The organism is Cupriavidus pauculus, assembly GCF_002858765.1.
Lineage (GTDB): Bacteria > Pseudomonadota > Gammaproteobacteria > Burkholderiales > Burkholderiaceae > Cupriavidus > Cupriavidus pauculus_B.
On sequence record NZ_PJRP01000025.1, the window covers coordinates 1 to 13,127 of the forward strand.

The window sequence follows — 13,127 nt, forward strand, 5'->3', positions numbered from 1 at the left end:
ATACCCGCCGGCACGGCGGGTGTGGGAACGGCAGGCATGCCCGTGCGCCGGGGCACATGGGCCATGCCTTCGAGTGGCAACAGCAACGGCGTATCGCGCACCGGGCCGCGCCGCTTGTGGAAGACGATCGACATCAGGTTGCCGGGCTGCGGCGACAACGCCAGCCGCAGCACTGCCGGCGACGAGTCGTGCAGCACCCGCATGGGCCGCAGCACCCACACCACGGTATCGCCGGCCTGCGCCAGCACCTGCAGGCGCCGCAGCGCCTCGGGCCGCGCGCCGGCCAGCCAGACCAGCACCGCGCCGAACGCCTGGCTGCGCAGCATCTGCTCGGCGGCCCAGAGCATGTCCGTGCGCTGCGAGGCCATCGTGGCGGCCACCGGCGGCCGCACCCAGTAGAGCTGCCGCGCGGGCAGGCGGCCATCGTCCAGTCCGCCCGCCGATCCGCTCGCCAATTCGCCAGCATTCGGCAGGCAAGGCGGATTGACCAGCGCGATGCGCCGCCCACCGGCCGCCAGCGTGCGCAGCGCCGGCATCAGCAGACGCAACTCGCCCGCCCCGTCCTGCGTCAGCAGCAGTTCCGTCACCGCACCGGCTGGCCAGCCGCCACCCGGCAACTCGGCGGTCAGCGCGTCATAGCCGGTCGGGCAGACGGGCAGCCGGCCGGCACGGCCCAGCTGGCCCGCACGCCACAGGCCAGGATACCGCTGTTCGAGTTCGCGCACCGATTCGCGGGGCGGCTCGGCGAGCGCAGGGGATAGGGATGGGGGCGCATGGTCCTCTGCCAGAAGCGAAGGCTGCCCATGCGGGGCTGGAATCATGGTCGGATCGTCGGCCCACGCCAGCATCGGCGCGGACATAGGTATTCATTGAATACTGTATGTTTATACAGTATCGAGACCGACGCAAGGGGTACGCTATCCAGGTGTCTAAATCGACGCTTCCGAGGGGATTTTTGCGTCCTTGCCACAGTTGCAAGCGAAGGATTGCAAACAAGTGTCAAGTGTCATTGTGAAGTGTCAGGCAGTACGGAAAAATGCGCAGCATGAAAAGGAATACGCGCGAATGCGTGCATCTGCTGATCGAAGGCTTGCAACGTCAGGGCCCGCTGCGCCGTGACGGGCTGGCCGACGCCTGCGGCTTGTCCGCCGAGGAGACCACGCGCGCCCTGAAAGCCGCGCGGCAGATGAGCGTGATCGACCATGTGCCCTACGGCCCCGGCACACCGCCGGCCGCCGTCTTCTATCAGCTGACCGGACGCCAGTTGCCGGCAGCGCGCAAGAGCACGCGGATTGCGCCGGCCCCCGACGACCGTTTCCAGCCACTGCTGGAAGCCTGGTGGAACAGCAGCGAACTGGACCGCGCCTGACCTATCAGCCGTAGCTGACGCGGTGAACGCGGCGAGCGCCTGGCGCCAGCAAGCTCAGGCCTGACGCAAACTGACCGGCTGCATCAACACGATGGGCGCCTCGGCGCCATGGCACGCCGCGTAGTGGTCGCACCCCTCGCACGACGGCTCGGGACACGGATGAATGTCCAGCCGCTCGCAAACCCGGTGGTAGAAGAACTTCTTCCACTTCATTTCCGTGGTGTTGGCCGCGAACACCGGTGCGAAAACCTGCTGCAGCAGCGCCGACACATCGTCGCGCCCCGACAGTCCCATGTCCTGCCACAGATGCGTATGGCCGAAGCAGCCCGACGCCAGTGCATGCGCGGCCCAATGGACGTCCGGGCCATACTGGCCCGGCGTGTGGCCGTCTTCCAGCATATCGACCAGATCGGCGAATTCGCACGGCAGCGCGTCGGCATCCTGCGGGGGTGCGTCGGGCTCCCAGCCAGCGGCCGCGGCGCCTGGGAAATGACGATCGAGCATGCGCCGGAACTCCGCCGGCGGCAGACCCAGCCACTGCGCAAAGCGCGGCAGGCGCCCCGCGCAGGCACTTTCCAGCACGCCTGCCAGGGCCCGCGTGACGGGGTCTCCGGGCTGGGCGGCAAACGCATCGAGCAACAGTAACGAGCGGTTCATCTTGGGACGGCAAGTGTGGCGCGCCCGCCCGGACGGCGGGCTTCGCAACGCAATATAGTCCCGTATATAGCGATGGGTCAAACCGCCCGGCTGTGCGGGCAGATGGCCGGGCTACCTGTCCCGCCGGTAGCGGGCCTGCATGATCTGGATCCACTCGCCGTTGTCGGCCTGCATGAACGATGTCAGTGTGCGGTTATCGTCACCCTGGAACGCAACCACATCGCGATATTTCGCCATCTTGCCCGGCACCACGGTGCCATCCGGGCCGAACGCCGGGCCATCGGCGCGCAGGGTCAGCGTCTTGCCGTCGGCTTCCAGGTCGCCCTCGTAGACCCACATGTGGGTCATCATCGAGCCGACGAAGGTGCCCACAAAGTGCTTGCGGGCGGGGTCGTAGCCCAGCGTCATGACCGTCACGGCCGGCCCGCAGCCAGGGAATTCCCCTTCTGAGCGGGTCTGCACCCAGGTATCGCCAATCTTGCTCACCTGTTCGGGAATCTTCCACTTCTCGGTGGGGCCGTCCGGGCCCATCTGCGCTTCGCCTTCCGCCGTCCAGTTGCCAACCAGTCTGTGCAGCCAGCGGTGTTCGTGGGTGGTTTCGACATGCATGCCTAAGTCTCCTGTTGATACGTTCAGATCGTGTCGCTGCATTGTGTACATCGTACACAAATCCTAGGAGATGAACGGATCGATGTCCACATCGGCTTGGCTGCATGACAGAAACTTAATCTTGAGGCGCCTGCATCACCTCATACGGCGCCGGACGTGTTGAGACGGACGAGCAAGACATTGCGCCGCCCGCGTCTGCGGCCCCGCCCAGGTGTGCGTACTATTCGATACATCAACCCAAACCGAATACGAGCCGATCATGGGCGCCCCCACCCTATCCTCTCCCCCATCCACCACGGTCCGGACCATTCCGCTGTCGTTCTTCGGCATGGCCGTCGGCGCGCTGGCGCTGGCCAATGTCTGGCGCGGCGCCATTCACGTATGGGCCCTGCCCGCGCTGCCGGCCACGGTTCTGGCCTGGCTGGGCCTGGGCATCTGGGGGGTGCTGCTGGGTGCCTATGCGCGCAAATGGCTGGTGACACCGGCGGCTGCCCGCGCGGAAATGGCCGATCCGGTGCAATCGTCGTTCGCGGCGCTGATTCCGACTTCCACGCTGCTGGCCACGCAACTGGTGCATCCCTATGCGCCGCAGCTGGCGGTTGCGCTGTTCGTCTCGGCGACGGTCGGGCAACTGGCGCTGGGCGCCGTGCTGCATGGCCGGCTCTGGCAGGGCGGCATGCGGCCCGAAGCCGTGACACCGGCCGCCTACCTGCCGGCCGTCGCACCGGGGTTCGTGGGCGCCACATCGGCCGCGCTGCTTGGATGGCAGACCATCGGGATGCTGCTGTTCGGCGCGAGCCTGCTGTCGTGGATCGCCATCGAATCGGTGCTGCTGAACCGCACGGCCGTCAACGCGCCGCTGCCCGAGGCACGTCGCGCGCTGCTGGGCATCCAGATTGCGCCGCCCGTGGTGGGCGGCACGGCCTACCTGGCGCTGACGCACGGTCAGCCCGACCTGTTCGTGTACGCGCTGCTGGGCTATGGGCTGTACCAGGCGCTGCTGATGCTGCGGTTGCTGCCGTGGATCGGCACGCAGCGTTTCTCGCCGGGCTACTGGGCGTTCAGCTTTGGCGTGGCCGCCCTGCCCGGCATGGCGATCCGCATGATCACCCGGGGCGCTGGCGACCTGGATGGCGCCGCGTTCGCGCTGTTCGTCGCGGCCAACGCGATCATCGGCCTGCTGGCCTGGAAGACCGTGGCGCTGCTGCTGCGTGGCACGCTGCTGCCCACGCCGGCGGTGCCCGCCGCCCCCGCGCCCGTGCGGGCCACCGAGACGGCCTGACCGACCCCTGCCTGCCGATTACTGCGGCAGACGGACCTTCGGCACGATGAACTGGTTGCCCGGTGCGCGCATCACGTCACACTGGGCTTCGCCCTTGCGCGCCTCGCCGGCCTGGTTCACGAACTCGATGCTGCCCACCACGCTATAGACGTCTTCCGCCACGCGGCGCGAGGTGCCCTGCACCCAGCGGAACTTGTCGGGATTCGGCAGCTTGGCCTTGACGGCCTCCATGCAGGCCACCGGCGCCTCGGGCGCTTCCGGCCGGCCGCCACGCTGGCCCATTTCGACGTTGACCGGCGCATCGGCGGCGGCTGCCACCATCGGCAGCCCGATGGCCACGCAGGCCAGGGACGTCACGAGCTTGCGGCGCATGTGTGTTGTCACAGGTGTACTCCAGAACGAAAACGGCCGGCACGCGCGATGCATGCCGGCCGGTTGCCATTGTACTGCGGCGTAAATCCCTTACGCGCTCACGCCATTACACGGACATGTCGCGCGGTTCGGGCTTGCGGTCGTCGAACCAGCGGTACAGCGTCGGCACCATCACCAGCGTCAGCAGCGTCGACGTAATCAGCCCGCCGATCACCACCACGGCCAGCGGCCGCTGCACCTCGGAGCCCGGGCCGTCCGAGAACAGGAACGGCACCAGGCCCAGCATGGCGATGGTGGCGGTCATCATCACCGGCCGGAAGCGCTGCGTGGCGCCACGCACCACCGCGTTGCGCAGCGACATGCCCGATTCACGCAACGTGCGGATGTACGACACCAGCACCACCCCGTTCAGCACCGCCATGCCCCACAGCGCGATGAAGCCCACCGATGCCGGCACCGACAGGTATTCGCCGGTGACAAACAGCCCGATGATGCCGCCGATCGATGCAAACGGCAGCACCGTGATGATCAGCGTGGCAAAGCGCAGCGAGTTGAACAGCAGGAACAGCAGGAAAAAGATTGCGGCGATGGTGATCGGCACGATCAGCTTCAGGTGGCCCATGGCGCGCTCCATGTTCTGGAACTGGCCGCCCCACTCGTAGTAGTAGCCCTCCGGCAGCTTGACCTTGGCCTCCGTGGCCGACTGCAGTTCGGCCACGAAGCCGCCCAGGTCGCGGTCCTTCACGTTGATCATCACCACCACGCGGCGCTTGGCCATTTCGCGGCTGATCTGCGCGGGGCCGTCGCTGACCTCGATCTTCGCCACGCTCTGCAGCGGCACCTGCACGCCATCGGGCGCCTGCACCAGCAGCTGCCGGATGGCCTGCACGTTGCCGCGGAACTCCTCCGGCAGGCGCACCGCCGCCGCAAAGCGGCGCTCGCCCTCGAAGATGTCCGTGGCGCGCTTGCCGCCGATGGCAATCTCGATGATGTCGTGGATGTCCGACACGTTCAGCCCGTAGCGCGCAATCGCCTGGCGATCGATCTCGATCGACAGGTACTGCTGGCCCGAGATCCGCTCGATACGCACATCCTCGGCGCCCTTGATGCCGCCCGCCACGCGGGCAATCTCGCCGGCCAGCCCGCGCAGCTTGTCGAGATCGTCGCCAAAGATCTTCACGGCGATGTCCGACCGCACGCCGCTGACCATCTCGTCCACACGATCCGAAATCGGCTGCGCCATCACGACCTGCACGCCCGGAATGGCCTTGAGCTTGTCGCGGATGGCGTTGGCGATGTCGTCCTGCGTCCAGCCGTCGGGCCACTCGTCGCGATCCTTGAGGCTGGCGATCGGCGTCGACTCGTTCTGGCCCTGCGGGTCGGCCGGGCTTTCGCCACGACCCACGCCGGACACCACCGACTTCACGCCCGGCACCTCCAGCACCAGCTTGTTGGCCTGGCGTTCGAGCTTGATCGACTCTTCCAGCGAGATGTTCGGCACGCGATCCAGCGCCGGCACGATCGAGCCTTCCTTCATTTCCGGAATGAACGACGTTCCGAGCATCGGTACGATCATCACCGTGGCCACGAACAGGCCCACCGCCGATAGCACCGTCTTCTTGCTGTTGAGCAGGGACCAGTGCAGCATGCGCAGGTAGTGACGCTTCATGAACGCGATCACGCGCGTGTCATGCTCGGCGCCGCCCTTGAGCAGGTACGACGACAGCACCGGCGACAGCGTCAGCGACAGGAACAGCGAGATCGCCAGCGCAATCGAGATCGTGACGGCCAGCGGCGCGAACATCTTGCCTTCCATGCCCTGCAGCGTCATCAGCGGCAGGAACACCAGGATGATGATGCCCACGCCCACGATCACCGGCGTGGCCACTTCCTGCACGGCCTTGACCAGGATCTGGTTGCGGGTCAGCCCCGACTTGTCCGCATGACCCAGTCGCTCGAACGCGTTTTCGACGACCACCACCGAGCCGTCCACCATCAGGCCAATGGCGATGGCCAGCCCCCCCAGCGACATCAGGTTGGCCGACAGGCCAATGCGGTTCATCACCATGAACGTCAGCAATGGCGTCAGCACCAGCGTGGCCAGCACGATGACCGACGAACGCACGTCGCCCAGGAACAGGAACAGCACGATCACCACCAGCACCACGCCTTCGAGCAGCACCTTGGTGACCGTCCACAACGCGGCGTCCACCAGTTCGCTGCGGTCGTAGTACGGCACGATCTGCAGGCCGCCGGGGATCATGCCCTTCCCGTTGATCTCCGCCACGCGCGCCTTGACCCGGCTCACCACTTCCTTGGCGTTGCCGGCGCGCATCATCATCACGATGCCGCCCACGGCTTCGGTCTGGCCGTTCTTGACCACGGCTCCCTGGCGCACCTCGTGGCCGATCGTCACCTGCGCCACGTCGCGCACGTAGACCGGCGTGCCGTTGACCTCCTTGAGCACGATGCTGCCGATATCGTCCACGCCCTTGGCCAGGCCCACACCGCGGATCAGGTACTGCTCCGCGTAGTGCGGCAGCACGCCGCCGCCCGAGTTGGCGTTGTTGCGCGCCAGCGCCTGGTACACCTGCTGCAGGCTGACCCCGTAGTGACGCATCCGCTCCGGGTTGACCAGTGCCTGGTACTGCCGCACGTAGCCACCCTGCGAGTTGATTTCGGCCACGCCCGGGATCGAACGCAGCAGCGGGCGCACCACCCAGTCCTGCGCGATGCGGCGCTCGGCCAGCTCATCCTGCGTCAGTTCGCGGTTACCGTCGTCGGGGCGGTCCAGCGTGTACTGGTAGACCTCGCCCAGGCCGGTGGACACCGGCCCCAGCACCGGCGTCACGCCTTCGGGCATGCGGCCGGACACCTCGATCAGCCGCTCCATGACGAGCTGCCGCGCGAAGTAGACGTCGGTCTTGTCGGTGAACACGAGCGTGATCAGCGACAGCCCGGCCTTGTTCAGCGAGCGCATCTCCTCGAGTCCGGGCAGGCCCGTCATCGACATTTCGATGGGCACGGTGACAAAGCGCTCCACCTCTTCGGGCGAGCGGCCGGTGGCTTCGGTGGCGATCTGCACCTGGACGTTGGTCACGTCCGGGAAGGCATCGACCGACAGCTTGCCAGCCGCGCGCAGGCCAAAGAAGAACAGCACCACCGCCACCACGCACACCACCAGCCGCTGCTTGATCGCGGCTTCCACAAGCGATGTCATCATGGCGGCTTACCCCTGTTCCAGGCGCTTGCGCTCGTTGTCGAGGTGGAACGCGCCCTCCACGACCACGCGGTCGCCCGCCTTGATACCGCTCTGCACCACTCGCATGCCGTCGCTTTCCGATCCCAGCTTCACCTTGGTCAGGCGATACTGGCCGGGCGCGGTTTCCACGTAGACCTGCTCGTCGTTGCCGTCGCGCACCACGGCGGAACCGGGCACCACCAGCGTATCGATGGGCTTGCCCGCAATCAGCATGCTGGCCAGCATGGCCGGCTTCAGGCGCCCTTCCTTGTTCTCCAGTTCGGTACGGACCAGCACCGTGCGCGATTGCGGATTCACGGTGCGGCCCACGTAGATCAGCTTGCCCGTGATGCGGCCGTTGGTGTTGGCCAGCGACGGCACCTCGATGTCGACGGCCTGGCCTTCGGCCACCTGGGCGGCCTGCTGCTCGGGCACCTCGGCCACCACCCAGACACGCGACAGGTCTGCCACGGTGTACAGCGCGTCGGCCGGCTGCACCACCTGGCCTTGCGCCACGTTGCGCTCCACCACCGTGCCGCTGATGCTGGAAAACACCGGCGAGTACGACTCGATGCTGCCGTTTTTCGCCAGCGTGGAAATGGCCTGCGCCGACATGCCCAGCACACGCAGCTGGTCGCGGTAGGCGCGCATTTCGGCGGCGGCAATCGCGTATTCGCTCTGGCGGCGCTGCAGTTCGGCACGGCCGATCACGTCGGCGTCGAACAGCTGGCGCGCGCGCTCGGCATTGCGGGCCTGCAGGTCGTTCTGGGCTTCGGCCTTCAGGAAGGCCATCTGTGCGGCACCAAGTTCGCTGCTGTGCAGGCGGGCCAGCACCTGGCCGGCCTTCACTTCGTCGCCCAGGATGGCGTAGAGATCGGTCACACGGCCGGTGACCGTGGCGCCGATGCGCGACACGCGCTGTTCATCGAAATCGATACGGCCCGACACGCGCAACATCTCGCTGAACGGAGACGTAGCCAGGGTTGCCACCTTGAGGGTCTTCTGCAGGTTTTCTTCGGCCTTGACGATGCCGGGCGGCAGCTTGGGCGCCTCGGCAGCGGCTTCGGGTTCCTTGGAACAGCCGGCCAGCGACATCGCCAACACGGCGGCAGCGGCAATGGAAAGCAGGGAATGAGAGGGACGCATGTTCAGTTCAGATTCTGGGAGACGGGCCGGGAAGGCACGACGGCGGCAGCACCAGGCGTGGCCGACATGAGCTTTTCGATCTGGATGGCGGCGATCTGCAGTTCGTACTGCGCGTTGATCAGTTCGCTGCGCGCATTGCGCAGCACGCGCTGGGCGTCGAGATAGTCGAGAATGCCGCGCTCGCCAAAGCGGTAGGCGGCTTCCGCCACGCCCAGCGCCGACTCGGCTTCGCGCACGATGCCCGATTCCAGCGCGGTGACCTGTGCCTGGGTGATCTCGTACTGCTGGTAGGCGGTATCCAGTTCCTGCGCGAGCTCGAACTCGCGCGCCTCCAGCGCGGTACGCGCCTGCGTGGCCTGTGCCGTGGCTTCGCCCACCGGGCCGCTGCGGCGGTCCCACAACGGGATCGTCATCACCAGGCCGATCTGCGAGACGTTGTTGTCCGGCTGGCGGTCGGTGCTGGCGCGCAGCGACACCTCGGGCCAGCGCAGCGAGCGCTGGTAGTCCACGCCAAGGCGGGCGCGTTCCAGTTCGCTGCGGCGCTGGTTCAGCTCGGCGTTGTTGGCCTGCATGCCGTCGCGCAGCACGGCCAGGTTCGGCACGTCGGGCGTATTGGCCAGGCTGCCCGTCAGCCCGAAGCGCGCCGGCATGGCGCCGCCCACCTGCTGGCGCAGCGTGGCCTTCGACTGGTCGACGCGCAGTTCGGCCGTCTGCAGCGTCTTCTGTGCGGCCAGCAGTTCGGTATCGGCCTTGATCAGCTCGTAGCGTGGCGCCTCGCCCACATCCACGCGCACCTTGGCGCGCTCCTGGATCTGGCGCATCAGGTTCAAATCCTCACGCGCGGCGGCCAGTTCGGTCTCGCGCCGCAGCACCTGGAAGTACGCCGTCTTGACCCGCGCGGCCAGTTCGGCCCGGAAGGTCTGGCGCTGGGCCTCGGATGCCTCCAGACCACGCCCGGCCATCTGCTGGCGCAGGTTGCGCTGGTTGGGATAGTCGAACTTCTGCACGACGGCGTATGACGGCGCGTTGCCGCTGGTCACGCCTGGCTGCTTGCCGGACAGCCGCCCGTACATCACTTCCACCTGCGGGTTCGGGTACGCACGGGCGCTGCTGATCGCGGCAGTGGCCGCGTCCACATTGGCCTGCGCGGCCTCGGTGCCCTTGTTGGTCGATTGCGCGATTTCCAGCAACTGCGACAACTCGAAGGATTCGGCCGCGGGCGTGGTGGCGCGCGGCATGGCCTTGGCCGCCAGCTTCATGCCCGGCGCGGCAGCGGTCGTGGTGGGTGTCGCGGTCGCGCTGGCCGGCATGGGCTGGGCAGCCCAGGCCGGTGCCGTCACCAACGACAGCGACGCGACCCAGGTCAACGATTTCTTGGTCTTCATGTCTGAATGGTTCAAACGGTACGGCTGCCCGGCAACCCACGACACGCGCGCCGCATGCCGGCCGGCATCGGAACACCGGGGGCAAACGGCAAACGCTTTCAGCCGCGACACAGGGCGGTCGCGGGCAGTACGGGGCGCAAGGGCAAGGAATGAGCGCACCGTCCGGCGTCAGCCGGGACGGTGGCGTGGAGACTCAGACGAGGAGATTGGGCGGCCGGAACAGGCCTTCGGACTCGAACGTCGTACGCGCCGTGGGCGCCTGGAACAGGTCGCTCACCGATTGGGCGAGTGCGAAATTGGGCAGGACAAAGAGTGCGCTGGTTTCATCGACCGCATCGAACAGATCGAGCGGATCAAGCAGGTCAGCCGACCAGATATTGCAGTAACCGGGTGGCGGGCCGTCGTCGGCGACCTCATCGTCGGCACCGAAGTCGGGGTCGCCGGGCAGCACCAGCTGGGCGAGGTCGTCGCCGTTGGCCAGCATTGCATAGTCGGGGGCTTCGGTCGCCTGGGACGCCTGCGCCGCTTGGGCGCTTTCGGCCGTATGTGCCGCATTCGACACCTTCATCACCCGCTCCGCCTTCGGCACGGCCGCACGCACGTTCGCCGCTGCCGAAAACGACAGCGCGGACAGGCACATGGCAGTCAGCAGGAAGAGGACGAAACGTAACAAGATGGGGGCGCGATTGCAGACATTTGGCAGACAATGCCGACGGCATTGCTGCGGTACAGCATTGTAACCGAACGCAACAATTGACTCGGGAAACGGCTATGAGTTCCTTTCAATCCGCCTGCGCTCCCCGGCGGCGCCTAACATCAGCCGCCTGCTGGACGCCTGCCATGCCCCGCCGGCATGCCCATCAAGCCACGTCGCCGTGCGCCGGCCTCACCGCACCGCCACCGGATTCACATTCACCTGCGTCGACCCCACATACAGCGGCTGGCCCAGCACAAACAGGAATTCCCAGGCCTTGTCGCGCACCAGGGCGCGGCTGTCGATCAATTCCAGGTTGTAGATGCCCCGCTTGGCCAGCATGAACTGGTTGACCGGAAACTCGTCCTTGCCGTGCGGGTTCGGGTAGACCTCCGACGCCCAGGTGTCGCCCCCGAAGGCGACGATGCCCTGGTCGGCCAGCCACCTGGCCGCTTCCATGCCGATGCCCGGTTCCACCTCCAGGAATTGCTGGTTGTCCTTGCCGATCAGTTCGAGCCAGCCCGTGTTGAACAGCACCACGTCGCCTTTGCGCAGCGTCAGGCCCTGCTTCCGGAGCACCGCCTGGATGTCGGCTACCGTGAACTCGGTGCCGCCCGGCACGATGGCCTTGCCATAGTGCGCGGTCATGTCCAGCACCACGCCACGCGTGACCATCGGGGGCACCTTCTCCACGCCAAGCTTCTTCACGCCGTCGACCGTGACGAAATCGGCGGCCTTGTTGCCGTTGTAGTAGACGTTGTCGATGCCGATATGGCCGATGCCGTTGAGCTGGGTGCCCACGCCCGTCCACGCGTTCACCAGTTCGTCATTGAACGTGAACTTGTTCGGCCCCAGCGACTTGCCGGCCTGCTGGCCGACCTGCACGTTATAGAGCCGGAAGCTGCGGTGCCGGAACGCCGGCAGGTTCTTGTTGACGGGCACGGCCAGCGGATAGGTCCTGCCGGTCTTGACCAGCGTCACCGCCTGCCTGACCACCTCTGGTGTGAGCAGGTTCGCAGCGCCGATCTCGTCATTGGCGCCGTACACCGACGGGCTCCAGTCAGCGGCCGGGGCGGCCGGCTCGGCGGAAGCAGCCGAAGCCGCGGCGGCGTGGATGGCAAACGGCAATGCGGCGGCCAGGGCAAGTGTCTTCAGTGATGTCATCGTCAGTGTCCCGGTGTCTCAGGCGGCCTTGGCAGCCAGCGCGGGATAGTCGGTCAGCCCCTGCGCCCCGCCGCCGAACAGTGTGTTGCGGTCGTGGGGGGTGAGCGGGGCGCCGGCGCGCAGGCGCTCGGGCAGGTCAGGATTGGCCACGAACGGGCGGCCGAAGGCGATCAGGTCGGCCCATCCTTCGCCCAGCGCGGCGTTGGCGCGTTCGGCGGTGTACTTGCCGGCATAGATCAGCGTGCCAGGAAACACGTCGCGCAGGCGCTGCTTGAACGCCAGCGGCATGTGCGGGGCATCGTCCCAGTCGGCCTCGGCAATGTGGATGTAGCCCACGCCCAGTTCGCCCAGCAGTTTTGCTGCTGCCGTATAGGTGGTTTCCGGATCGGCGTCGACGCAGCCGTTCAGCGTGGTCAGCGGCGCCAGGCGAATGCCGACGCGGTCCTTGCTGCCCGTGCCGTCGATCAGCGCCTGGGCCACTTCGCCCAGGAAGCGCAGGCGGTTGTCCAGCGATCCGCCGTATTGGTCCGTGCGGGTGTTCGCGCCGGAATCGATGAACTGGTTCACCAGGTAGCCATTGGCCGCGTGCAGTTCCACGCCGTCAAACCCGGCCGCCATCGCGTTGCGCGCGGCCTGGCGGTATTCGTCGACGATTGCGTGGATCTCGTCCACGGACAGCGCGCGCGGCTGCGATGCCTGCACGAAGCCTGGCGTGCCGTCACGCTCGGCCACGAAGACATTGACGCCCGCCGCCTGGATGGCCGACGACGATACCGGCGACTGGCCGTCGAGCAGGCTGATATGGCTGAGCCGCCCCACATGCCAGAGCTGCGCAAAGATGCGGCCGCCGGCGGCATGCACGGCGCGCGTCACCTTGCGCCAGCCCGCCACCTGCTCGGGCGTGTGAATGCCCGGCGTCCATGCATAGCCCTTGCCCAGCGGTGAAATCCACGTGCCTTCGCTGACGATCAGGCCGGCACCGGCGCGCTGCGCGTAGTACTCGGCCATCAGGTCGTTGGGCACATCACCGGGCTGGCTGGCGCGCGAACGCGTCATCGGCGGCATCACGATGCGGTTGGGCAGTGTCAGGTCGCCCAGCGCCCAGGGCTGGAACAGCGGTGCTTGCGAAGCGGTGTCGATCGAAGGATTGCTCATCGGAAACTCCTGTGTGGATCGATCGGAAGGATCGGAATGGACACAGTGTGCCG

General features: G+C 66.9%; 12 protein-coding genes. 2 read left to right on the forward strand and 10 right to left on the reverse strand.

Features of this window, described 5'->3' with window-relative positions:
• A partial coding sequence (imuA, locus tag CYJ10_RS31325) for a translesion DNA synthesis-associated protein ImuA (RefSeq protein WP_101685392.1) occupies positions 1-821 on the reverse strand: 821 nt, incomplete at its 3' end.
• 224 nt (positions 822-1,045) lie between these two features.
• Between imuA and CYJ10_RS31330 the strand changes: the two genes are divergently transcribed.
• Positions 1,046-1,369: a hypothetical protein gene (locus tag CYJ10_RS31330; protein WP_257993616.1), complete on the forward strand. Its 324-nt coding sequence runs from the start codon at positions 1,046-1,048 to the stop codon at positions 1,367-1,369.
• Positions 1,370-1,423: 54 nt separating this feature from the next.
• Here the strand turns inward: CYJ10_RS31330 and CYJ10_RS31335 are convergent, their stop codons facing one another.
• Positions 1,424-2,026, reverse strand: a complete 603-nt coding sequence (locus tag CYJ10_RS31335) for a nitrogen fixation protein NifQ (RefSeq protein WP_101685339.1) — start codon at positions 2,024-2,026, stop codon at positions 1,424-1,426.
• Positions 2,027-2,137: 111 nt separating this feature from the next.
• Positions 2,138-2,635 (reverse strand): DUF1579 domain-containing protein, encoded by a 498-nt coding sequence (locus tag CYJ10_RS31340; protein ID WP_101685340.1) that lies wholly within the window; start codon positions 2,633-2,635, stop codon positions 2,138-2,140.
• 259 nt (positions 2,636-2,894) lie between these two features.
• Between CYJ10_RS31340 and tehA the strand changes: the two genes are divergently transcribed.
• The gene (gene tehA / locus CYJ10_RS31345; protein ID WP_101685341.1) at positions 2,895-3,917 is read left to right on the forward strand and encodes a dicarboxylate transporter/tellurite-resistance protein TehA; all 1,023 of its coding nucleotides are present in this window, start codon (positions 2,895-2,897) and stop codon (positions 3,915-3,917) included.
• An 18-nt stretch (positions 3,918-3,935) separates the two neighbouring features.
• Here tehA and CYJ10_RS31350 read toward each other — a convergent pair whose 3' ends face one another.
• The 7 genes from CYJ10_RS31350 to CYJ10_RS31380 all read right to left on the reverse strand — a co-directional run bounded on the left by CYJ10_RS31350 (position 3,936) and on the right by CYJ10_RS31380 (position 13,074).
• The gene (locus tag CYJ10_RS31350) at positions 3,936-4,301 is read right to left on the reverse strand and encodes a DUF2880 domain-containing protein (protein WP_257993617.1); all 366 of its coding nucleotides are present in this window, start codon (positions 4,299-4,301) and stop codon (positions 3,936-3,938) included.
• Positions 4,302-4,395: 94 nt separating this feature from the next.
• Positions 4,396-7,512 (reverse strand): efflux RND transporter permease subunit, encoded by a 3,117-nt coding sequence (locus tag CYJ10_RS31355; protein WP_101685343.1) that lies wholly within the window; start codon positions 7,510-7,512, stop codon positions 4,396-4,398.
• Between the two features lie 6 nt (positions 7,513-7,518).
• Positions 7,519-8,676, reverse strand: a complete 1,158-nt coding sequence (locus CYJ10_RS31360; RefSeq protein ID WP_101685344.1) for an efflux RND transporter periplasmic adaptor subunit — start codon at positions 8,674-8,676, stop codon at positions 7,519-7,521.
• Positions 8,677-8,678: 2 nt separating this feature from the next.
• Entirely contained in the window at positions 8,679-10,061 is a 1,383-nt protein-coding gene (locus tag CYJ10_RS31365) for a TolC family protein (protein WP_101685345.1), read from the reverse strand.
• 193 nt (positions 10,062-10,254) lie between these two features.
• The gene (locus CYJ10_RS31370) at positions 10,255-10,701 is read right to left on the reverse strand and encodes an auxiliary protein of the heavy metal cation-transporting efflux system HmyCBA (protein ID WP_101685393.1); all 447 of its coding nucleotides are present in this window, start codon (positions 10,699-10,701) and stop codon (positions 10,255-10,257) included.
• A gap of 246 nt (positions 10,702-10,947) precedes the next feature.
• Entirely contained in the window at positions 10,948-11,919 is a 972-nt protein-coding gene (locus CYJ10_RS31375) for a cyclase family protein (RefSeq protein WP_101685346.1), read from the reverse strand.
• Positions 11,920-11,937: 18 nt separating this feature from the next.
• Entirely contained in the window at positions 11,938-13,074 is a 1,137-nt protein-coding gene (locus CYJ10_RS31380) for an alkene reductase (RefSeq protein ID WP_101685347.1), read from the reverse strand.
• Between the last annotated feature and the right edge of the window lie 53 nt (positions 13,075-13,127).

What these genes read in the sequence shown, in the direction of transcription:
- CYJ10_RS31365 (WP_101685345.1), bottom strand. Translation starts at nt 10,061, where the DNA reads ATGAAGACCAAGAAATCGTTGACCTGGGTCGCGTCGCTGTCGTTGGTG.
- CYJ10_RS31335 (WP_101685339.1), bottom strand. Translation starts at nt 2,026, where the DNA reads ATGAACCGCTCGTTACTGTTGCTCGATGCGTTTGCCGCCCAGCCCGGA.
- CYJ10_RS31370 (WP_101685393.1), bottom strand. Translation starts at nt 10,701, where the DNA reads ATGTGCCTGTCCGCGCTGTCGTTTTCGGCAGCGGCGAACGTGCGTGCG.
- CYJ10_RS31380 (WP_101685347.1), bottom strand. Translation starts at nt 13,074, where the DNA reads ATGAGCAATCCTTCGATCGACACCGCTTCGCAAGCACCGCTGTTCCAG.
- CYJ10_RS31375 (WP_101685346.1), bottom strand. Translation starts at nt 11,919, where the DNA reads ATGACATCACTGAAGACACTTGCCCTGGCCGCCGCATTGCCGTTTGCC.
- tehA (WP_101685341.1), top strand. Translation starts at nt 2,895, where the DNA reads ATGGGCGCCCCCACCCTATCCTCTCCCCCATCCACCACGGTCCGGACC.
- CYJ10_RS31330 (WP_257993616.1), top strand. Translation starts at nt 1,046, where the DNA reads ATGAAAAGGAATACGCGCGAATGCGTGCATCTGCTGATCGAAGGCTTG.
- CYJ10_RS31360 (WP_101685344.1), bottom strand. Translation starts at nt 8,676, where the DNA reads ATGCGTCCCTCTCATTCCCTGCTTTCCATTGCCGCTGCCGCCGTGTTG.
- CYJ10_RS31355 (WP_101685343.1), bottom strand. Translation starts at nt 7,512, where the DNA reads ATGATGACATCGCTTGTGGAAGCCGCGATCAAGCAGCGGCTGGTGGTG.
- CYJ10_RS31340 (WP_101685340.1), bottom strand. Translation starts at nt 2,635, where the DNA reads ATGCATGTCGAAACCACCCACGAACACCGCTGGCTGCACAGACTGGTT.